Origin of the sequence: Cyanobacterium aponinum PCC 10605 (assembly GCF_000317675.1) — a bacterium.
GTDB lineage: Bacteria > Cyanobacteriota > Cyanobacteriia > Cyanobacteriales > Cyanobacteriaceae > PCC-10605.
This window is the reverse complement of the sequence record NC_019776.1, coordinates 2,804,678-2,824,819: the sequence shown is the minus strand read 5'-3', so window position 1 is coordinate 2,824,819 and position 20,142 is coordinate 2,804,678. Positions and strand designations below refer to the sequence as shown.

Annotated in this window: 20 protein-coding genes; 15 read left to right on the top strand and 5 right to left on the bottom strand. The window is 36.0% G+C overall.

Annotated elements, in window-relative coordinates:
- Positions 1-6 precede the first annotated feature (6 nt).
- Positions 7-189: a hypothetical protein gene (locus CYAN10605_RS18620; RefSeq protein WP_150108953.1), complete on the top strand. Its 183-nt coding sequence runs from the start codon at positions 7-9 to the stop codon at positions 187-189.
- A gap of 36 nt (positions 190-225) precedes the next feature.
- Here the strand turns inward: CYAN10605_RS18620 and CYAN10605_RS11815 are convergent, their stop codons facing one another.
- Positions 226-1,566 (bottom strand): DUF3370 domain-containing protein, encoded by a 1,341-nt coding sequence (locus CYAN10605_RS11815; protein WP_015220179.1) that lies wholly within the window; start codon positions 1,564-1,566, stop codon positions 226-228.
- A 122-nt stretch (positions 1,567-1,688) separates the two neighbouring features.
- Here CYAN10605_RS11815 and CYAN10605_RS11810 point away from each other — a divergent pair, with 122 nt between their 5' ends.
- Together CYAN10605_RS11810 and CYAN10605_RS11805 are read left to right on the top strand one after the other, a co-directional pair.
- Positions 1,689-1,907, top strand: a complete 219-nt coding sequence (locus tag CYAN10605_RS11810; RefSeq protein ID WP_041922499.1) for a hypothetical protein — start codon at positions 1,689-1,691, stop codon at positions 1,905-1,907.
- A 95-nt stretch (positions 1,908-2,002) separates the two neighbouring features.
- Positions 2,003-2,251 (top strand): Ycf34 family protein, encoded by a 249-nt coding sequence (locus CYAN10605_RS11805; RefSeq protein WP_015220177.1) that lies wholly within the window; start codon positions 2,003-2,005, stop codon positions 2,249-2,251.
- Between the two features lie 52 nt (positions 2,252-2,303).
- On the opposite strand, the gene CYAN10605_RS11800 is transcribed toward CYAN10605_RS11805, so the two are convergent.
- Positions 2,304-3,158, bottom strand: coding sequence for a carbonic anhydrase (locus CYAN10605_RS11800; RefSeq protein ID WP_015220176.1), 855 nt, complete (start codon positions 3,156-3,158; stop codon positions 2,304-2,306).
- A gap of 162 nt (positions 3,159-3,320) precedes the next feature.
- Here CYAN10605_RS11800 and CYAN10605_RS11795 point away from each other — a divergent pair, with 162 nt between their 5' ends.
- The 4 genes from CYAN10605_RS11795 (at position 3,321) to CYAN10605_RS11780 (ending at position 7,492) form a co-directional block, all read left to right on the top strand.
- Complete coding sequence (locus tag CYAN10605_RS11795; protein WP_015220175.1) at positions 3,321-5,249, top strand: sugar phosphorylase; 1,929 nt, start codon at positions 3,321-3,323, stop codon at positions 5,247-5,249.
- A gap of 392 nt (positions 5,250-5,641) precedes the next feature.
- Positions 5,642-6,694, top strand: a complete 1,053-nt coding sequence (locus CYAN10605_RS11790; RefSeq protein WP_015220174.1) for a Fe(3+) ABC transporter substrate-binding protein — start codon at positions 5,642-5,644, stop codon at positions 6,692-6,694.
- A 359-nt stretch (positions 6,695-7,053) separates the two neighbouring features.
- A complete protein-coding gene (locus CYAN10605_RS11785) occupies positions 7,054-7,278 on the top strand; it encodes a type II toxin-antitoxin system HicB family antitoxin (RefSeq protein WP_015220173.1) in 225 nt (74 codons plus the stop codon).
- The gene (locus CYAN10605_RS11780) at positions 7,271-7,492 is read left to right on the top strand and encodes a type II toxin-antitoxin system HicA family toxin (RefSeq protein ID WP_015220172.1); all 222 of its coding nucleotides are present in this window, start codon (positions 7,271-7,273) and stop codon (positions 7,490-7,492) included. The genes CYAN10605_RS11785 and CYAN10605_RS11780 overlap by 8 nt, the downstream gene beginning before the upstream one ends.
- Positions 7,493-7,640: 148 nt before the next feature.
- On the opposite strand, the gene CYAN10605_RS11775 is transcribed toward CYAN10605_RS11780, so the two are convergent.
- A complete protein-coding gene (locus tag CYAN10605_RS11775; protein ID WP_015220171.1) occupies positions 7,641-8,654 on the bottom strand; it encodes a class I SAM-dependent methyltransferase in 1,014 nt (337 codons plus the stop codon).
- 130 nt (positions 8,655-8,784) lie between these two features.
- Between CYAN10605_RS11775 and metH the strand changes: the two genes are divergently transcribed.
- From metH to CYAN10605_RS11760, 3 genes are read left to right on the top strand one after another with little or no spacing between them, the layout of a single operon-like run.
- Positions 8,785-12,336, top strand: a complete 3,552-nt coding sequence (gene metH, locus CYAN10605_RS11770; RefSeq protein WP_015220170.1) for a methionine synthase — start codon at positions 8,785-8,787, stop codon at positions 12,334-12,336.
- Between the two features lie 51 nt (positions 12,337-12,387).
- Positions 12,388-12,663 carry a BrnT family toxin gene (locus tag CYAN10605_RS11765; protein ID WP_015220169.1) on the top strand — a complete coding sequence of 92 codons (276 nt, stop codon included), beginning with the start codon at positions 12,388-12,390 and terminating at the stop codon, positions 12,661-12,663.
- Positions 12,656-12,895 carry a BrnA antitoxin family protein gene (locus tag CYAN10605_RS11760; protein ID WP_015220168.1) on the top strand — a complete coding sequence of 80 codons (240 nt, stop codon included), beginning with the start codon at positions 12,656-12,658 and terminating at the stop codon, positions 12,893-12,895. The genes CYAN10605_RS11765 and CYAN10605_RS11760 overlap by 8 nt, the downstream gene beginning before the upstream one ends.
- 177 nt (positions 12,896-13,072) lie before the next feature.
- Here CYAN10605_RS11760 and CYAN10605_RS11755 read toward each other — a convergent pair whose 3' ends face one another.
- Positions 13,073-13,666, bottom strand: a complete 594-nt coding sequence (locus CYAN10605_RS11755) for an REP-associated tyrosine transposase (protein ID WP_015220167.1) — start codon at positions 13,664-13,666, stop codon at positions 13,073-13,075.
- A 17-nt stretch (positions 13,667-13,683) separates the two neighbouring features.
- Between CYAN10605_RS11755 and CYAN10605_RS18885 the strand changes: the two genes are divergently transcribed.
- The 4 genes from CYAN10605_RS18885 (at position 13,684) to CYAN10605_RS11740 (ending at position 16,246) form a co-directional block, all read left to right on the top strand.
- Positions 13,684-13,851: a hypothetical protein gene (locus tag CYAN10605_RS18885; RefSeq protein ID WP_015220166.1), complete on the top strand. Its 168-nt coding sequence runs from the start codon at positions 13,684-13,686 to the stop codon at positions 13,849-13,851.
- Between the two features lie 739 nt (positions 13,852-14,590).
- Positions 14,591-14,851 (top strand): DUF2267 domain-containing protein, encoded by a 261-nt coding sequence (locus CYAN10605_RS19320; RefSeq protein WP_277422478.1) that lies wholly within the window; start codon positions 14,591-14,593, stop codon positions 14,849-14,851.
- Positions 14,848-15,009 (top strand): DUF2267 domain-containing protein, encoded by a 162-nt coding sequence (locus tag CYAN10605_RS19315; protein ID WP_277422477.1) that lies wholly within the window; start codon positions 14,848-14,850, stop codon positions 15,007-15,009. The genes CYAN10605_RS19320 and CYAN10605_RS19315 overlap by 4 nt, the downstream gene beginning before the upstream one ends.
- A 109-nt stretch (positions 15,010-15,118) precedes the next feature.
- Positions 15,119-16,246 (top strand): glycosyltransferase family 2 protein, encoded by a 1,128-nt coding sequence (locus CYAN10605_RS11740; RefSeq protein ID WP_015220164.1) that lies wholly within the window; start codon positions 15,119-15,121, stop codon positions 16,244-16,246.
- A 426-nt stretch (positions 16,247-16,672) separates the two neighbouring features.
- On the opposite strand, the gene CYAN10605_RS11735 is transcribed toward CYAN10605_RS11740, so the two are convergent.
- Positions 16,673-17,425 (bottom strand): slr1353 family protein, encoded by a 753-nt coding sequence (locus CYAN10605_RS11735; protein ID WP_015220163.1) that lies wholly within the window; start codon positions 17,423-17,425, stop codon positions 16,673-16,675.
- A 463-nt stretch (positions 17,426-17,888) separates the two neighbouring features.
- Here CYAN10605_RS11735 and CYAN10605_RS11730 point away from each other — a divergent pair, with 463 nt between their 5' ends.
- Positions 17,889-20,138, top strand: coding sequence for a ribonuclease R family protein (locus CYAN10605_RS11730; RefSeq protein WP_015220162.1), 2,250 nt, complete (start codon positions 17,889-17,891; stop codon positions 20,136-20,138).
- Positions 20,139-20,142: the final 4 nt, after the last annotated feature.

Below are 20,142 nucleotides of genomic sequence, written 5' to 3'. Positions count from 1 at the left end.
GTTAGATTGTTAGCCATGTTTCCTGATGGTTTATCTGAGGATATGAGAGAAAGTTTAGGCATGAATAAGAGTCTTATATTATCCATAGCAGGTACAAATCAAGTTGACTTTAATTTAAAATTAAATAATGGTTTCGCTAATGGTTATCCTCTCTCTTTCGATTTATTAAGTAACCCGAATTTGGGATAAAAAAATACAACCTGAAACCTGTCTATTAAGCCAATATTAATTGGTTTCTACCGTCAGGATTTGCGGAGGAGTAGCATCAGGAGGATAAAGAAAGTCTATGGATACTAACTTTTGTCCTTGAGGAGGTATCGTCACTGTTACTAAATTTTCTCCTTTTTGTCCACGATTCTGTACTAAATGAAAATAACGCCAACGGGGTACATTTTGATTATCATTATATTTGACTTGTACTAATCCTCGGAAAAAGACTTGATTTGGTGGGTTTTCAAAAAAATTAATTTTTGGAGTCTCTTGCTTAAGGGGAGTAGAAAGGGCAATATTAACAGTCTTACTTTCATTGCTAGGATTAAATAAAGGCAAAGTCAAACTATACTCAACACCATAATTTCCATGGGCGCTATAGGCGGTATCTGGGTATCTCACGGTTAAAGGTGCAGTTTGTACTTGATTAAGTCCAAAAGTTCCCCCTACTAAAGTGCTTAAGCCATAGGAGAAAGCCTTTCCTGATTCGGGAATAGTCAAAATTGTGCTATTAACAGAGTCAACTAAATCTGTTTTCCATTGATTACCAATAGACACTCCGGCTACCCTGCCATAAATCCTTTTTCCAGTGGCATCGGGAGGAGTTGGTGCTAAATCTCTGGGGGCAGACAATTCCCCGTTATTTAATAAATCTTGCCATTGAGACAAGCTAGGGGGGTTATTTTCTTCGTCTCGATACATAGCTAAACTGGCTACATAGACTTCTCCGTCGCTTAATAACCTCATATAAGTTGAGCGCCCGTTAATTTTTGGTTCAAGGGTTTGTACTGGAATAGGGGCATTTAACAACATTTTACTTTCCCCTGCTTTCAAGGTAATTTGAGCAGGAAAAATATCTTGGCGTTTTTCTTGTAATATTTCTCCCATCACTCTACTACCCGGTCCTGCGTAAGTGTTACTGCTTTCTACCAGAGAAGGTAATTTAATGAAAGGAGCATCAGGTTGGCTTAAATAACTCGCTCCCTGCAAAATATTGATAGTAACGGTTTCATTAGTGGGATTTTGAAGGATTATACCTAAATAAAGAGTTCTAGTATCATTTTCATCAACTGCCTTGGCAACATGATGGGCAAAAATATCGAATCTTCCTTGTAAAGGGTAGTTTAAATGGGCTGTAGGGGTATTTTTATTGTCGGGAGGAAAAGTAGAAAGTAAAATTCCCTCTCCTACGATTAATTCAGGGCTATTACTGTTAAATACGGGTATTTGGTTTAATTCCCCTGTGAGGGGGCGAATGGTATTATTTTCTTCGGTGACTATGGCAGGGGTATTATTTTGAGCCAGAAGAATAGAAGGTGATGGTTGATTGAAGAAGAATGATATTAGCTCTAACATAAATTAATTCTTAATAAATAATTGTGTGAATAGACTCAATCCACTAAGATAGGTTTCTCAACAAATTAAATAATGTGTTGAGGTTACCATAAAATTTTAAATAATTATTATCAATTATTATGATGAATAGTGAAGATTTAGCTAAATATATTGAGCAAAGCCAAGGAATATCAAAACCTTGGTTGTTAATACAGTTAAGACTCAAAAAATTGGAAGAAAGTAAAGATTCTCTTTCTGAAACGGAATATATCAATCAATTAATGGACATTCATCAAGATTTAATGAAGTTAGGGGAATGGTGGATAGGCAGAGAGGATGAAGTGTTTGGCAGTTCTTTATAATATTTTTTTTATAGACAATAATTGTTGAAATATAGTTGAAAATGAAGAACTTGAGCTAAGGTGATAGTTAGGATACATTAGCCCCTGAAAAAGTTATGTGTATTTGTGTTAATTGTTTGTATGTCGATCGCTGCAATACTTATTATGCGGTAGAAGCTCAACATCAACAACCCCATTTGACGGAAAGTCCAGATTTTGAACCCGTTGAACCTTCTATAAACGTTAATATTCGCCCTCAAGAGGATTATATTGAGATGGAGTGGGATGTAGTAGGATGTGCGAGTTTCACTGAGGATATGGGTAGATGGGCAAGATTACGCCCCGGAGAGGCTATTCCTACTTAGATTATATCAAAAAGGAAATATTCTCTTATTTCTCCCAATAATTTATGAGATTTTATCTTGAGCCCCGATAAATTCTTTCTGCTTGTTCTTGGCTAAGACGGTTAGAGCGAGGTAGATTAGGATTTCTATTGTTTTGGGTATGGGTGGCGGTGTGGGCTATTTGGTGGTGGGTAATGTTGTGATTATTGTTATCTTCTTCGATACCATAGGTTCGACAACCTTCTGCTTGAGAGACAGAACAACTAGGGTATAAATTATAGATATACTCTGGTTCTGGTGAATTGTTTCTCTGTTCTAGGGTGACGAAATCATGAATTACTGGATCATAGGTTAATACTTCTCCCCTTTCAATGTTATAAACCCATCCGTGAAGAGATAATTTGCCTTGATGTAATCTACTGCGAATAATGGGATAAGTGCTAAGATTTTCTAGTTGAGTTAGGACGTTTTCCGCAACGGTAATTCTCAATAAGTTTTCTTCGGGAACATGACTATAATTTTCTTTGATGAGACGGCGGGTAGCTTCTGCCTGTTTTAACCACTCGTAAACTAAGGGCATATCTTCTGCTAACTTAGACATTTTTAATAATCCTTTCATTGCACCACAGTGGGAATGACCACAGACGATCACTTGTTCTATCCCTAAAGCTGCGATCGCATATTCTACGGCCGCTCCTTCTCCACCATTTGTAGCTCCGAAGGGGGGAATAATATTACCTGCATTACGAATAACGAATAATTCCCCGACATTTGCCTGAGTGATTAAGTTTGGGTCAATACGAGAATCAGAGCAAGTTATAAATAGAATACGGGGGTTTTGCCCGTGGGATAAACTTTCAAATAAATCCTGATGACTTTTAAAATAACCTGCTTGGAATCGGTGTAATCCTTCAATAAGTTTTTTCATAACTATAGCTTGATGTCTCGTCTAAGGAAATAATTATACTAAGTAGAGGTACTCAAATCAAGGGAGAAAAAAATTAAATTTTCGTTGCCAATACAACACTATAATCCGAAACCTCATGATAGCCTAGATGAAATAAAAGTAAGACTAATAGCAAAGATAATTATGACTGAATTTAAGGATTTTGATCAGCAATTACTAACACAAATTAAAATTCTTTTAGAAAAATTGGATAAAAAGTCAGAAAATAGAAAAAAATTACAAAATATACTCAAAATACTTAAAAATCAAGATAATCTCCAAGATAAAGAAGGTGGGTATTCAGAGAAATTTGATCAGAAAAAATTTGATAATCAAAAATATTTTAATTTAAAAATTAAGCCTTTATTAGATGTTTTATATACACCAGAAATAAGCGAAAATTTATTAGGGATAATTTACAATTTAATAGAGGATAAATTTGCTGAATCTTTGACGATTAATTGGCATAAATGGAGCGAAAATAATGTACAGTTAATCACCTATGGGGATACTATAAAAGACAGTAAATCTTCAGAAAAACCTCTAGTTACTCTTGCTAATTTTTTGGAGGATTATCTTCAGGATACTATTACAGGAGTTCATATTCTACCATTTAATCCCTACAGTTCTGATGATGGTTTTGCTGTGATTGATTATTTACAAGTGGACGAAAAATTAGGCGATTGGGATGATATAAGTGCGATCGCACTTCAGTTTAATTTAATGATCGATTTAGTGATTAATCACGTTTCGAGGCAACATCAATGGTTTAAAAATTTTCAAGAAGGAAAAGAACCTGAATGTAACTATTTTATAACCGTTGATCCTGATACTGACTTATCCTCCGTTGTTCGTCCTCGTAGTACGCCATTGCTAACGAAAGTAGAAACCAAAACAGGAGAAAAATATGTTTGGAGTACCTTTAGTGCTGATCAAATAGATGTTAATTTTGCCAATCCTGACGTATTACTGGAGTATATCAAGATTATTATTTTTTATATTGAACTAGGAATTAAATACATTCGTCTTGATGCAGTGGGATTTCTTTGGAAAAAAATTGGCACAACTTGCATTCATCTTCCTGAAACTCATACTATAATTCGCCTGATTAGGGAAATTTGTCAAATGCTAGATCCCACCATTGCTATTATTACAGAGACAAATGTTCCTAACTGGGAAAATTTGAGCTATTTTGGGAACGGCAATGAAGCCCACATGATTTATAACTTTAGTTTGCCTCCCCTATTATTAAATGCTTTAATACAAGGAAGATCAGACCATCTAAAAACATGGATGATGAGAATGCCCCCTGCCCCTAAAGGATGTGCGTATTTTAACTTTACGGCTTCCCATGACGGTATTGGTTTACGCCCGGCAGAAGGGTTATTAAGAGAGGAAGAATATCAAACCTTATTGACAAAAATGCAGGAATTTGGCGGGAAAATCAGCTATCGTCAACAGCCTGATGGTAGTGAATCCCCCTATGAAATAAATATTTCTTGGTTTTCTGCCATGAAAGGTACAATGGAAGGGGAAGACCAATGGCAGATAGAAAGGTTTTTATGTTCTCAAACTATCATGTTAGCTTTGGAAGGAATTCCAGCGTTTTATATTCATAGTTTGTTAGCAACAAGCAATAATGAAGAGAATGTGGTCAAAACGGGGCAAAATCGTGCTATCAATCGTCATAAATGGGATTATCAAGAGTTAAAAGCACTATTAGAAAACCCTCAATCTGACCAAAGTATTGTTTTAAACAAATTATCTCGTTTAATCAAGATTCGTCGTCAACAACCAGCTTTTCATCCTAATGCAACCCAATATACTTTACATCCCTTAAATCGGGCATTATTTACATTCTGGAGACAAAGTAGCGATCGCGCCCAGAGTATTTTCTGCATTCACAATCTTAGCAAACAAAGACAAAATCTAATCCTATCTCAACTTAACCTGATTGATACAGAAAAATGGTTCGACTTAATTAGTCATAGTGCGATCGAAAATATCCATGATAAATATACTTTACAACCTTATCAATGTCTTTGGATTACAAACTATAGAGCCTATAAATAACCTGAGTCTGGATAAATTTTCAGCAGATTTAGAGCAAAGGGCAAACCCCCCTTATCCCCAGGGCTATTTCATTTTCGAGAAAGAAAAAAGAGCGGGAGATAGGGGGAGAGGGAGATGGGGGGATTTTTGTTCATATAATTCTTGCTTTTTAAGATAGCCTAATCGTCCTACAATCATCAAATGAGTTTCTAGTTCTTTGAGTGAGCTTTTTCCCAACCCTCACCAATCCCTATTAACCTCCGAACACCTGAAACCTCATTCCAAACTTCGCCCCCCTTTTACATCACTAAAAATTTCGGATCAAAAACTTAGTGCTATTAATTTGCAATACTGTTAAAATAGATTTTCAGTTAGTAAAAAATCTAAAGTATAAACATATACAAAAGTAGAAAATGAGTAAAATTACTAGAAGAGTTTTTTTAGGCACAAGTGCCGCTATTGGTGCGGTAGCGCTAGGGGAATTAACTGGAATTAAAAGTTCTTCCGCCCAAGCAAAACAAATTAATCTTTATTCTTCTCGTCACTACAACACAGATCAAAGACTCTACACTGATTTTGAAAAGCAAACAGGTATTAAGGTTAATTTAGTAGAAGGTAAAGCAGAACAACTATTAGAAAGAATTAGAAGTGAGGGCAGAAACTCCAAGGCTGATGTATTCTTGACTGCTGATGCGGGTAATTTATGGCAGGCACAACAAGCAGGGATTTTTAGCCCAGTATCTTCTTCGGTTTTAACTCAAAAAATCCCTTCTTATTTTCGAGATCCTAATAATAATTGGTTTGGTTTTAGTAAGCGTATTAGGGTAATTATGTATAACAAGAGTAAAGTTAACCCTAGTCAATTATCTACTTATGAGGATTTAGCTAATTCTAAATGGCGTAAAAAAATTGCTATTCGCTCCTCTAGTAATATTTATAATCAATCTTTAGTTGCTTGGTTAATTGCTATTAATGGGCAACAAAAAACAGAGGAATGGTGTCGGGGGATTGTAGCTAATATGGCTCGTCCACCCCAAGGAGGCGATCGCGATCAAATTGAAGCAGTAGCGGCAGGAATTGCGGATTTAGCGGTAGCCAATACTTATTATTTAGCTGGTTATGGAGCGTCTAATGATCCTCAGAAAAAAGCTATTTTCAATAAAGTAGGTGTTTTCTTCCCAAATCAAAAAGGTAGAGGAGCTCATGCCAATATTAGCGGTGGTGGGGTACTTAAAAACGCTCCAAATAGAGCCGGTGCTGTTAAATTCTTAGAATATTTAGTTAGTCCTAGCGCCCAAAGATTTTTCGCTCAAGGAAATAATGAATATCCTGTGGTTGAAGGTATTGCGTTAGATCCTGTATTGGCTAGTTTTGGTAGTTTCAAGTCCGATGTTACCAGTGTTGCGAAATATGGTCCTAATTTAGCTAATGCTGTGAAAATTATGGATCGTGCAGGATGGAAATAGTCAAAAAATTGATTTATTTATACTCGGTGAGAGAATAAAAGATATTAGTAATCAGCAATTAGCAATTAGCAATCTTCTGCATTCATCATTATAAAATTATTGACAAAAACTCAGTGACTGGCTTTCTTTAAATCTATTTTCACATTAATTAAATCTTCAATCGTTGTCACAATTTTATGTAAAAGACGATTTTTAGAAAGACTATATAGATGCGCGCCGCAAATCGGAGAGATCGACCCGTGAAGCATATTTGATGGTGCGATGGGTACGAATTTATAGTTTTTAAATCAATTCCTTGTCAATTTATAGTTAAGATGAGGTTATTATTATTGTAAATTAATCAATTCAACACTCTTAGAATGAAATATAAACAACTAACGGCAATTATTGAAAAAGAGGGAGATGGTTATGTCTCTCTTTGCCCTGAATTAGATATTGTTAGTCAAGGTGATACTATTGAAGAAGCTAGAAATAACCTTAAAGAAGCCTTAGAATTATTTTTTGAAACTGCATCTTCTCAGGAAATAGATACTAGATTACATAATGAGGTTTATATAACTCGTTTGGAGGTTGCTGTTGGGTAAATTACGCATACTTTCAGGAAAAGAAGTTTGTCAAATTTTAGCAACATACGGATTCAAGCAAATACGGCAAAAAGGTAGTCATATCATTATGCAGAAAATTATAGAAAATGGTACTATTACCGTTCCAATACCCAATCATGATACAATTAGAATGGGTACACTTCAATCTATTATTCGTCAATCTCAAATACCGAGAAAAGAGTTTGAGTCATAACTATAGCCTTTATTGTAACCTCATTTAAGTACCTAGCATCTACTAATATTTGATGGTGCGATGGATACGAATTTGTAAGTGCAAAGCCCGACTCCTTTGGGGCTATTCCCATAGTTTTAGCAGAATATAATCTAGCCGATCGCACCTATTAACTTTGATTATTAATAGCAATCATCCTCACTGAGTCATATTTAGTCTCATTTGAAGATAACAAAGTTTGTAGTAATAGAATCCAAGATCTTAGCTTATAGTTAGGAGTTTTCCACTCATCAATATTGTTAGAAGCAAACGCACTATGAATTTCCTTTTCAATGTCTAACCATGTGGGGAAAAAATGCCGGCAAAATCCCACATAATTAGTTGACTCAACATAAAAATTATATCTCTCCAGAAGTAATTTTAAACTTTGAGGAGTAAAAAAGTTTAAATGTCTTGGTATATCAGACCAAGGCCACTCACCCTTAAGTTTCTGAAAACCTAAACATTTAGAGTTTGGAATTTCAATAATTAATAAACCATAATCGCATAATACACTTTTAATATTTCTTATAGTTTTATTAATATCAAGAGTGTGTTCTAAGGAATGAGACATTAATACACAGTCATATTTTCTCTGAGTAATTATAGTTGGCAATTCTTCTGCAGTACCTGAAAAAATAGAATCAGTTATGGATAAAGCCACTTTTCTCGCTTCTTCATCAGGTTCTACTCCAAAAATATCAAAATCCAGAGAAGCGAATTTTTTTAAGTTTTTCCCACTTCCGCACCCAATCTCACAAATAGATAATTTTTCAACGCTTCCTTCTTTTGGTGTATTTTCTACTTTCTTTTGTCTTAAATAAGAGGAAATTTCCTTGAGCTTTAGATGTTCTCCAAAATCAAAACGCCAAGCTATATATATCCTTAGTTTTTCTTCTAGGGAATTTTGTCTGAGCTTCTTATTCTTTTGTTCATTTTGTGTTTGATGAGTATAGTAATTATCTATTTGATAAGATTCTTTTATTTCATTCCATAAGGGTCTATCCCAAATGTGACCATAATCGCACGCAGAACACCAAAATACTTTATACTCTTTTTTCTCTGAAGGTTTTCGATAATCACAAGGAACAGAAAAATGAAAATTCATTTCTCCCTCACAAATCGGACAAATGGATTGAGTCATAATATTATTGAAAAATTAATTGATTGCCCAGATTATTTTGAATTTTTGTCGATGATAGCTTTTTAAATAAATTGAGAGGTAAAGTAGTTAACATAATGTTATAAAACTTCTCATAATCAATTAGCTGAACATGAAAAGCCGATTTTTAGAAAGACTACACAGCAGCGATCGCCCCGTGCTAGTATTTGATGGTGCGATGGGTACGAATCTGCAAGTGCAAAACCTCACAGCCGAAGACTTTGGCGGTGCAGAATACGAAGGATGTAACGAGTATTTAGTTCATACTAAACCTGAAGCCGTAGAAACCGTGCATCGAGGCTTTTTGGAAGCAGGGGCAGACGTTATCGAAACCGACACCTTTGGGGGTACTCCCTTAGTTTTAGCAGAATATGACTTAGCCGATCGCTCCTATTATCTCAACAAAACCGCCGCCCAACTTGCCAAAAGATTAGCCGATGAATATTCAACCCCAGAAAAACCCCGTTTCGTGGCAGGAAGCATGGGACCTGGGACAAAATTACCAACACTAGGACATATCGACTACGACACCCTCAAAAACGCCTATGTAACCCAAGTACAAGGGTTATACGATGGTGGGGTTGACTTATTATTAGTCGAAACCTGTCAGGATGTCTTACAAATCAAAGCCGCCCTTAACGCCATTGAAGAAGTATTTGCCGAAAAAGGAGAAAGACTTCCCCTCATGGTATCCGTTACCATGGAGACAATGGGTACAATGTTAGTGGGTACAGAAATTAACGCCGCCCTCACCATTTTAGAGCGCTATCCTATCGATATTATGGGGCTAAACTGTGCCACCGGTCCTGATTTGATGAAGCCCCACATCAAATATTTGAGCGAAAACTCTCCTTTTGTTGTCTCCTGTATTCCCAACGCAGGATTACCCGAAAACGTGGGCGGACAAGCTCATTACCGCTTGACACCTATCGAACTACGCATGGCGTTAATGCACTTCATCGAAGACTTAGGGGTTCAAATTATCGGCGGGTGTTGTGGAACCCGTTACGAGCATATTAGAGCCTTAGCAGAAATCGCCAGTACATTAAAACCCAAACAAAGACAATATCATTATGAGCCTTCGGCGGCATCCATTTACACCACTCAACCCTATCAACAGGATAACTCTTTCTTAATTGTAGGGGAAAGACTCAATGCCAGTGGCTCGAAAAAATGCCGTGATTTACTCAATGCCGAAGATTGGGATGGTTTAATTTCCCTCGCCAAAGCCCAAGTAAAAGAAGGGGCGCACATCCTCGATGTTAACGTAGATTATGTGGGGCGCGACGGGGTAAAAGATATGCACGAATTGGCTTCCCGTCTGGTGAATAATGTTACCCTCCCCTTGATGTTAGACTCCACCGAGTGGCAAAAAATGGAGGCAGGTTTAAAGGTTGCAGGGGGTAAATGTATCCTCAACTCTACCAACTACGAAGACGGAGAAGAACGATTTTTCAAGGTGTTGGAATTAGCCAAGGAATATGGTGCAGGGGTGGTTATTGGTACAATCGATGAGGATGGTATGGCACGCACGGCGGATAAAAAGGTGGAAATAGCCCAACGTGCTTATAACGATGCAGTTAAATTTGGTATTCCTGCCCATGAAATCTTTTTTGATACCCTTGCTTTGCCCATTTCTACGGGGATTGAGGAAGACAGAGAAAACGGTAAAGCAACGATCGAATCTATCCAACGCATCCATGCAATGTTCCCCGAATGTCATTTTATGTTAGGGGTGTCGAATATCTCCTTCGGGTTGAATCCTGCGGCGAGACAGGTGTTAAACTCGGTGTTTCTCCATGAAGCCATGCAGGTAGGGATGGACGGTGCGATCGTATCTGCTAGTAAAATATTACCATTGGCAAAAATAGACGAAGAAGCGTTAAAAGTATGCCGTGATTTAATCTATGATTTAAGAGAATTTGACGGCGATATTTGTACTTATGATCCATTAGGAAAATTAACCACCTTATTTGAGGGTAAAACCACTAAAAGTAATAAGAAAAATGTGGCAGATTTACCCATCGAAGAAAGACTAAAACAACATATTATTGAAGGAGAAAGAATCGGCTTAGAAGATGCGTTAAAAATAGCCTTAGAAAAGTATCCTCCCTTAGATATTATCAACGTCTTTTTATTAGATGGGATGAAAGTTGTGGGAGAATTGTTTGGTAGTGGACAAATGCAATTACCCTTCGTTTTACAATCTGCTCAAACAATGAAAGCCGCCGTTGCTTTTCTTGAACCATTTATGGATAAAGCGGATAGTGATGGTAGTGGAAAAGGTACATTTTTAATCGCTACGGTGAAAGGAGATGTTCACGATATTGGTAAAAATTTAGTGGATATTATTCTGTCTAATAATGGCTATAAAGTGATTAATTTAGGTATTAAACAACCCGTAGAAAACATTATTCAAGCCTACCGTGAATCGAACGCAGATTGTATCGCTATGAGTGGTTTATTAGTAAAATCCACTGCTTTTATGAAAGACAATTTAGAGACATTTAACCAAGAGGGAATTACTGTGCCTGTTATCTTAGGGGGAGCGGCATTAACTCCAAAATTTGTCTATGAAGACTGTCAAAAAACCTATAAAGGAAAAGTAGTTTACGGTAAAGATGCCTTTGCTGATTTGCATTTTATGGATAAATTAATGCCCTCTAAACATAGCAATCAGTGGGATGATTTTGAGGGATTTTTAGGAGATTTTGCCGAAGAAAATCATCTCTTTAAAGGGAGAAATTTTGATGAATCAGGGGAAGAAAAAGAAAAATTTAAAAAGGATTCTAGCCTGTCAGAAAAAATAGAAATTGATACCCGAAGAAGTGAAGCAGTTGACCCAAATATTGAACGTCCAACTCCTCCTTTTTGGGGAACAAAAATCATGTCTCCTGATGAGCTTAATTTAGACGAAATTCTCTGGTATTTAGACTTACAAGCACTGTTTGCAGGGCAATGGCAATTCCGTAAACCTCAAGGGCAACCTAGAGAGGAATATGATCAGTTTTTGCAAGAAAAAGTTTATCCTATTTTAGAGGAATGGAAAGCCAAAATTAAAGCGGAAAATTTATTACATCCTACTCTAGTTTATGGTTATTTTCCTTGTCAATCGGAGGGGAATACTTTATATATTTATAACCCGGAAAATCCAGAAGCGAAGGAAGAAATTGCCAAGTTTGAATTTCCCCGTCAAAAGTCTGGTAAAAGACTATGTATTGCGGACTTTTTCGCCTCTAAAGACTCAGGCATAATCGATGTTTTCCCTCTCCAAGCGGTGACAGTGGGAGAAATTGCCACAGAATACGCTCAAAAACTGTTTGCCAATGATGAATATACCAATTACCTCTATTATCATGGTATGGCAGTACAAACGGCGGAAGCGATGGCGGAATGGTGTCATGCAAGGATTCGCCGTGAGTTAGGTTTTGGACATTTAGAGCCTGACAATATCAAAGAAATCTTTAAGCAACATTATCAAGGTTCACGGTATAGTTTTGGTTATCCTGCCTGTCCGAATATGCAAGATCAGTATGTACAATTAGATTTACTAGACGCTAAACGCATTGGTATGTATATGGATGAGTCAGAACAAATATACCCCGAACAGTCCACAAGTGCGATCGTTTGTTATCATCCTGTAGCTAAGTATTTTAGTGCTTAGAAGTTTTGGTGGGCAATGCCCACCCTACATGAAAAATAAATATAATTAAAGATGAAATTTGAATGGGATGAGAATAAACGTCAAACAAATATTACTAAGCACGGTATAGATTTTATCGATGCTCGAAAAATATTTGATTATGACACGGTTACAATAGAAGATAATCGATTTAATTATGGTGAACAAAGATTTATTGCCATTGGCTTGTTAAATGGTAAAATCATTGTTGTTGTTTATACAGAGATAAGTAATAAAATTAGAATTATATCAGCACGAAAGGCAACGAAAAATGAGCAACAAATTTACTTCAATGAAATCTATGACTGATTGGGAAAAACTAGAATCAATGAGTGATGAAAATATTGATTTTTCCGATTGCCCTGAAATTACTCCAGAAATGGCTAAAAATGCTGTCATTAGACGTGGTTTAAAATCTCCAGAAAAACAATCTTTAACGCTTTTTCTTGATGCTGAAATTGTGAATTGGTACAAAGAAAATGAGATTAAGCATCAAACAGAAATTAATGATTTATTGAGAGATTATATTAAACCTCATTAAATGGGTCTGTTATCATCCTGTGACGAAGTATTTTAGTGCTTAAGTTCGTAGTAAGCCCTTTAGGGCTTTTTAAGAGCTAAAGCCTTCATTATGAACCCGTTTGTAGTAATCTCTTTAGAGGTTTTAAAGGGCTAAAGCCCTCACTACGAACCTGTTTGTAGTAACCTCTTTAGAGTTTTAATCATCCCATCCTTTACCACAGTCTCTTACAGGGTATTTCACCCAACTATCCCTTAACCACTCTCTACCTTTCTCCTCTAAATACCAATGTACACTACTTTCTAACCAATCATAGGGAGAATTGACGTAGTTATGTTTCACTGGATTATAATGTATATAATTTAATGTTGTATAGTAATGTCTTTCGGAACGAATAGCTCGATCGCTAAAACGATACCATACTTTACGCCCTCGTTGATTATCTTCTAAATTCCATTGATAGGAAGTAACACCGTGAATAGCTTTAAAAATTGAAGTGAGAATTGATAAATTAGGCAAATATACCAATAAATGATAATGATTCACCAAAATTACCCACCCCCTAATATCTATTGCTTCATGGATACATTTTTCAAACAAGAGGTTTAATAATTGTTGACGGCGAGAAGAATTATTTAAAATCTTTTGATGTTGATAACAGGCAATTGTAAGCAAATAAAAACCCTCAATTTGTATGGGGTGAGGAGGGGAATGGGGGGGAAATCCCCTTTTAAGTCTCTCTTGTACTAATTCTAATCTTTGTTGAGGAGTTAATTTATGATACTCATACATAATTCTTGTTCGTAGTAATGGCTTTAGCCTTCATTCTACCGATGATAATGCCACTAAAGTGGCAACGACAAACTTTTATTCTTTATTTTCAACTTTCTCAATTAGAAGTTTCGATCGCCCAAGCCCAACCCACCGCAAGTAATGCTATGATTGATTTATTAACAAAGGCTATACAACAAAATTAACTCCGTATTCGGTGCTTGGCAACGCAGTATTCAAGAAGTAAAATTGGAGTCGCAATTATGATCAATAACTTACCTCCTATTCCTAACCAAGCAACTAGAAATCGTTTATTAAATAATGTACGTTGAACTAATTTAGAGTTAGAAGAATTTGGATTAGAATTGGATAAAATTATAATGATATTGGAACAAGAAAAACAACAAAATAAATTAAATAGAGTCAAACAAAAATTAAATCTTTTAAGGGAACAAATTAAATAATGAAGATGAAAAAATCAATAAATTCGTAAGATTTTGGTAGATAATGCCCACCCTAAAGACTTAATTAAATAACTTTTGATTTATTTTTTACTCGAATTTATATTTGTTTTAAAATACTATATTTTTAGGAAGGAGTATTGATTATGAGAGATAATTATGATTTTTCTCAAGGTGTTAAAAATCCTTACTTCGATTGTTTGAAAACAAGATCAAAAAAACATATGAATTTAAAATCTCTATTTCAAAATGAAAAAACAAGAATTATTTTAGGAGATGCTATCACATTATTAAATGAATATATTGAAGATGAATCGATCTCATATTTGTCGATCCTCCTTATAATATCGGCAAAAAATTCGCCTAACTTTCAAGATAGACGGGAAGATGAAGGAAACTATATATTATGAAGTTATCATTCTTTATTAAGAGATTATATTAGAAATAACCAATACATTAAAAGATTACTTAAGGTAAGATTAATATGCCAGTACCAGCTGAATACGCAAGAGCTTCTGACAAGTTTTATGATTATCTTATAGATGCAAGGGATACCGCAGGACTCTGGAGTACTCATGTTACATATACCATGACCCAAGCCGTTTTTCAGGTGTTTCGTCGTCGGCTTTCCACAAAAGATTCGATAGCATTTGCAAATGTTCTACCTATTTGTCTTCGAGCCTTGTTTGTCACGGATTGGGATATTAACGAGGAAAAAAACCATTTGAAAACCGTGACGTTATGACAGAAGAAGTGAAATCATTACGTAAAGACCACAATTTTTCCACAGACACCGCAATTCAAGATGTAGCTAGGGCATTACGAAGACACGTGGACGAAGAGGCATTCGATAAATTACTAAAACAACTACCCAAGGGTGCAATTGAATTTTGGAAACCATAATCAAAACCTTACTTTCCCCAAATAATCAAAATCAAAACTTGACAGGTGACGGGTAATAGTTGATATTTGAAGGTTGTTAATTCCTACTCATCTTGACTCCTAAATATTTATGGAAACCCTTGAATTATCTATCATTATGCCTTGTTTGAATGAGGCGGAAACCCTTGCTACTTGTATTGAAAAAGCCCAATGGTATCTTCAAGAGTATCAAATTCAGGGGGAGGTGTTAATTGCGGACAATGGAAGCACGGACGGCTCTCAAGATATTGCAAAAAGGATGGGAGCGAGATTAGTTAATGTCACCGAAAAAGGTTATGGAAGTGCTTTGATGGGGGGAATAATTGCGGCTAAAGGTGAGTTTATTATTATGGCGGATGCTGATGATAGTTATGATTTTAGGAGTTTAAATCCTTTTGTAGAAAAGTTGAGAGAAGGCTATGATTTAGTTATGGGTAATCGTTTCAAGGGGGGAATCAAACCGAATGCGATGCCTTTTCTTCATAAATATTTAGGTAATCCTGTCTTAACTTGGCTAGGTAAGCTATTTTTTAAAAGTCCTTGTAATGATTTTCATTGTGGCCTGAGAGGATTTCGTAAACGGGCAATTATGAGCTTGAATTTACGCACCACAGGTATGGAATTTGCTTCAGAAATGGTTGTTAAAGCGACTCTTAACGGCTTAAAAATAACTGAAGTACCAACTACCTTATCACCTGATGGACGTTCTCGTAAACCCCATTTACGCACTTGGCGCGATGGTTGGCGCCATCTTCGTTTTTTGTTGTTATATAGCCCCCGTTGGTTATTTCTTTATCCCGGTTTTTTCTTGATGATTATGGGATTAATTAGCACTATTATTCTTTTGGCTAGTCCAAGAGTTCATAGTTTATTATATTCAGCTACAGCTATCATTATTGGTTTTCAGCTAGTTAATTTTGCAGTTTTCACTAAAATTTATGCTATTCAAGAAGGTTTATTACCTAATGATAAAAGAGTACTTAAATTTAAGGATTTATTTAGTTTAGAAATTGGTTTAATTATTGGTTCAATTTTATTTATTGCTGGTTTAATTACTTCTATTTTTGCTCTTTTTCAATGGGAAGCTGTGGGTTTTGGGGCATTAAACCCTGTCCAAACTATGCGTTTAGTTATCCCCTCTGTAACTGCGATCGCACTCGGGTTACAAATTATTTTTGCCAGTTTTTTCCTTAGTGTTTTCCAGTTAAAAGTAAAATAGTTAACAGATTTTTATTAGGAATTAAGAAAAGGGCAAGAGGTAAACCCCCTCTTTATCCCCGGGGTTTTTTCATTCTCAAAAATGTCAATTTTTGAAACTAACAAATAACCTCAGTTCGGTTTAAGAATATCTGATAAGGTTAGGTGTTAGGTGTCAGGTTGCAGGTTGCAGGTTTTAGAAGAAAGTAATAAGTGTTCGGAGTTTTTAAGTATTAATTAATCAATTATTAAGAAAAAACGCTCCCCTCTACTGTGGGAGAGGGGTTGGGGGTGAGGGCAAGATAATTTTGCCCTGACTTTGAAAAAACCCTGCCTCTCGAGGGGGAGGGCAAAGGTAAATGGTTTATAGTTGATTATTGATAATAAATAATAAAAAACATCTGCAATCTGAAACCTGAAACCTCTTTCTGAACTCCTAACGTCTTAATCATTGACTTTGTAGATATTGCAAAAACTCAATTAATTCTTGATCTGATAATAGATGGCGAGATTTTTTACCGTAGGTTTCTAATAGATATTTTTTACCTTGATCTTGAGTCCATCCTAAACGCTTCATTTCAAAAGTAGTTTGATCTATAATTTGACTGAAATCCATAGTTTCATTCGTCTCTAAAGATAAAGGTAGAGTGGGGCTTTCTTCAATATCATTTGTTGGGGCAGAAAGTATTTCCTCTTTGCCATTGTGATTTTCTGGGATTTCTAATGGTAAACTTTCATCACGATGATTTATGGGAGGAGGGGTTATTTCCTCTGGTGAACTTTCATTTTGAAGGGGAGGAGGAGTTATTTCCGATGGTTTTGTTTCCTTTTGTGGAGACATCGGGGGTTTAATCGGTGGTTTTTGAGGAGGGGCAGGAGGATGGGTAATATTTTCAGAAAGATTCGTCTTTGTGGAGGGGGAATTTGTCGGAGGTTTCGATTTTTGTTCCACAGGAGGAGGAGAGGTTACTTTATTGGTAGTGGAAACGGGAATATTCTGCACATTATGCACATTAACAGATTCATTGGCAAAGAGAATCGCTCTTTTTCTGGCATTGTCTTCCGCTTCTTCTACGGTATAACCTTCTGAGTGGGCAGTGCTAATAATTTGCTGATTTTGATGGACACACACTTTCACAATGTACTTACCATGCTTAATGTTTACTAATTCACTGGTCAAAATAAAGGGATAGTTAGCCATATAAAATATTATTTATCAATAAACTAATACAATTTTACTATATACTAAGGAATAATTGGAAGAAAAGACAGAATAGGTTATATTTATAGATTAAGACTAAAATCTGTTGAGTCAAGATTAGTTAAACCAATTTTAAATACTTTTAGAGATAAGAATGAATCCTTTGATAGATCATTTCTGTTCACAACTAATAATCTTTATTACACTTAGTTTTTTGTTCAATGGATACAAAGAAATAATAACCTTTGCAAGTTAAATTGGTGTAATCGAAGCACAGTTTTCTAAGGGTGAATAATGTTTTATCTCTATCAACTCCTGAAAATTGGTCAAAACTAATACAGGGGGAGGCATCTTCTCACTGACCTCAATTTTTAGATATAGGTTCATGCTATCTCTCTCTTTGTACTTGACTCAATGTTCATTGACATTACCATTTTAGATATAGAAAAGGATATTATAGTAAATGGATTTTTCAATCGCTACAATTCTTTCCCTTTTGAGTCCCGATAAATTAGTGGCGGGGAAAGTAATCGAAAAAAAATTAGGCTGTGAAGACGAACATGAAATCGAAAAGTTACAAATTGCCCTAGATATTCTTGAAAAAATAGGGGTTGTAACGAAGGAATTTGGCAAGTATCGCCGTGTCATTGAAGAAGATGTGGTGGAAGCCAAGTTACGTTGCTCTAGTAAGGGTTTCTGTTTTGCTATTCAAGATGAGGAAGATGCTGACGATATTTACATTCGGGAAAGTCATCTGAGCAATGCTTGGAATAGCGATCGCGTCTTGGTTAAAATTATTAAAGAAGGTACGAGAAGAAGATCTCCTGAAGGAGAGGTAAAATTAATTTTAGAACGGGCAAACCCTTCAGTTTTAGCCAGAGTGGTGGAGGATGAATCGGGGGATTATTTAGCTGTTCCCCTAGATGATCGCCTCTTGTTTGAGTTACAGTTGAAGCAGAATGGGCAAACTCTTGATGATGCGATTAATCATCTTGTCCATGTTAATGTTTTAAGGTATCCCATCGGACAAAACCCCCCAGTGGGAAAAGTTGTCAGAGTGTTGGGTAGTGATGCAGAAGCCGCCGCCGATACTGATATTGTTTCTTCAAAACATGATTTACCCCAAGAATTTCCTGAAAGAGTCCTAAATCAAGCTAACCAAATTAGTCCAGAAATCAGCCCCGAAGAAAGAGAAAAAAGAGTTGATTTAACAGACCTTCTCACGGTTACTATTGAGCAAGATATTGTTCAGGAAAATAATCTTTTAAAAGAAACGGCATTAAGTCTGGAAAAAACAGAAGCTGAAAATTGGTTGTTGGGAGTTCATATTGCCGATGTTGCCCATTTTGTGCCAGAAGAAACCCATTTAGACCGTGAAGCGAGAAAAAGAGGCACTACGGTTCATTTAGGAGACAAAATTATTGATTTACTCCCCCCTAGTATCTATGAATGTTGTTCTCTAATTCCTAATAAGGAACGTTTAGCAATTTCTATTTTTCTGACTCTTGATGATAAGGGGCAATTATTAGGCTACGAATTTAAACAAAGTATCATCAAGGTTGATCATCAACTTACCTATAAAGAAGTTCAAATGATGATTGGTGCAGGAGCGACAAAACCTGAGTTAGAGTCAACTCTGGAGATGTTAAACAATCTTGTTTTTAGTATTACTCCTCTGATCAAAGCTAGACGTTTACAGTTAGGCGGTTTTGAGATTAATTTAGATGATATTACCTCTTATTTTAAAGATGAAGGAAGAATAGGTGCGATCGCATCTTATTCCACTTTGCCTGTGCTATCTCTGATGACTGAGTTAATGACTCTTGTGGGAAAAGTAGTTGCAGAACACCTTAACGAATTGCAAGTCCCTGCTATTTATTGCACTCAGGGTAAACCCGATTGGGATGAATTGGAAGATTTACTTAAATTAGTTGCCAATCTCAAACTAGACTTTAAACTGCAATCAGAAGACGAAATTCAACCCTTAGACTACTATCATTTAATTCAAGAGTTTAGTAAATCAGATGATGAAAAAGTATTACATTACCTCTTACTTAATTCTCTAAAACCCAACAAATATACCCAACATCCAGCCCCTCATTTTGGTTTAGCCTATCCTATCTATACTCACTGTACTTCCCCCGGACAGAGATATATTGATTTGCAAATCCAAAGAATCATTAAAGCCGTATTTGAGCAAGGACGGGATAGACGTTCTAGCCGTGTTACAAAGGGAGTAGATTTATTTAGTAATAGCTGTCATGGACAAATTAACTGGAATGTTTTACCTCCGGCGGTACAATCCAACTTAGAGGCTGATTTACATTCTCTGATTACCCATTTAAATGAAAGAGAAAAAATTGCCCAAGATGCGGAAACAGACTTAGCAGGATTGAAAAAAGCGGAAAAAATGAAAGACTGTACAGGGCAAATCTTTAATGGTTTGATAACTGGAGTACAATCCTATGGTTTCTTTGTACAAATAGAAGATACTTTAGTTGAAGGCTTAGTTCATGTTAGCTCACTCAAAGATGATTGGTATGAATATCGACCCAAACACACTTGTTTAGTAGGCAGAAAAAACCGCACTGCTTATCGTCTCGGTGATAAAGTGGAAGTGGAAGTTAAAAGCGTTGACTACTATCGTCAGCAAATTGATTTAGTCACGGTGCGTGGGGGTAGTGCCGCCGTTGATGAGGATTTTGAAGACTAAGTAA